The organism is Cupriavidus sp. SIMBA_020 (assembly GCF_046535395.1).
In the GTDB taxonomy this organism is placed as follows: Bacteria; Pseudomonadota; Gammaproteobacteria; order Burkholderiales; family Burkholderiaceae; genus Cupriavidus; species Cupriavidus campinensis.
The window spans coordinates 1-895 of record NZ_JAWRWU010000035.1; the positions used below are offsets into that span (position 1 = coordinate 1).

Below are 895 nucleotides of genomic sequence, written 5' to 3' on the forward strand. Positions count from 1 at the left end.
TGAACGCCTCGTTGTACTTCGCCATGAAAAACACCCCAAAGGTTGAACGGGTGTCCAACTTTTGGGGTGCAGTTCAAAGGCGCCCTTTTTTTATAGGCTGGTGTGAATGAGATGCTCGACTTTCCGGAGGAACGCCTCGTGGCTGATTCCCCAGTCGATCTCTTCACCAAACTCCCTGCGATAGGCTTCTTCGATCGCGCCACGGTTTTCAGCCATGAACCTCTCAATATCCTGAATCACCCTCTTCCGCGTAGCGGGATCGGATTCCGAGATATATACCGCGATCAGATCCTCGATGCTGTCCCCAAACATATCGAAGTCCTGATTGAAATAGGCCCCAATCAACTGCCATAGCTCCGGGTATCGGGAATCAGTCATAAAATCAGCTTATCGGAAATGCTGTCAGTACGAAGTAGGGCATTCCATTGTATTGCTCTCGCAATAGCACCACGCGAACTTTGCGAGCATCCTCCAATCTGCCCGTCGTCCGCAAAACAACCTTGCCAACAGGTTTGATCGTAGCGGCATCGAAGCGCAGCTTTGCCGCCCCGTAGCCCGCCGCCCATGTCTTTATCTGGCCACTATGGGCGCGCAACGCCTCCGAGATGGCGAACTCGGCTGTGCGCAGGTCCGTGAACGATGATGCCGCCGTTAACCGGGGCCCCTGCATCAACCTCGCTCGCAATTGCGCCTCCGTTTTCCCCACGTGCTTCGCAATCGTGTGCCCACCGGGACCTTTCAGCGATTTCGCCTCATGCTGCACCAGGTAAATCCGCCCGGCGGTAATGCTCGCCACCCGCGCGGCCTTCAGCATGCCGGCGAGGCCGAATCCCACACCAATATCCAGCGACAGCCCGATATTGCCGGCCATGTCCGGCGGCGCCCGCATGGTTTC

2 protein-coding genes are annotated in these 895 nt (G+C 56.5%); both read right to left on the reverse strand.

Annotated elements, in window-relative coordinates; genetic code table 11:
* Window positions 1-90 precede the first annotated feature (90 nt).
* Window positions 91-378, reverse strand: a complete 288-nt coding sequence (locus tag SB751_RS27980; protein WP_144203685.1) for a contact-dependent growth inhibition system immunity protein — start codon at window positions 376-378, stop codon at window positions 91-93.
* Window positions 379-382: 4 nt separating this feature from the next.
* A partial coding sequence (locus SB751_RS27985; RefSeq protein WP_410748785.1) for an RNase A-like domain-containing protein occupies window positions 383-895 on the reverse strand: 513 nt, incomplete at its 5' end.

Coding starts and splice junctions, on each gene's coding strand:
- SB751_RS27980 (WP_144203685.1), bottom strand. CDS start 378: ATGACTGATTCCCGATACCCGGAGCTATGGCAGTTGATTGGGGCCTAT.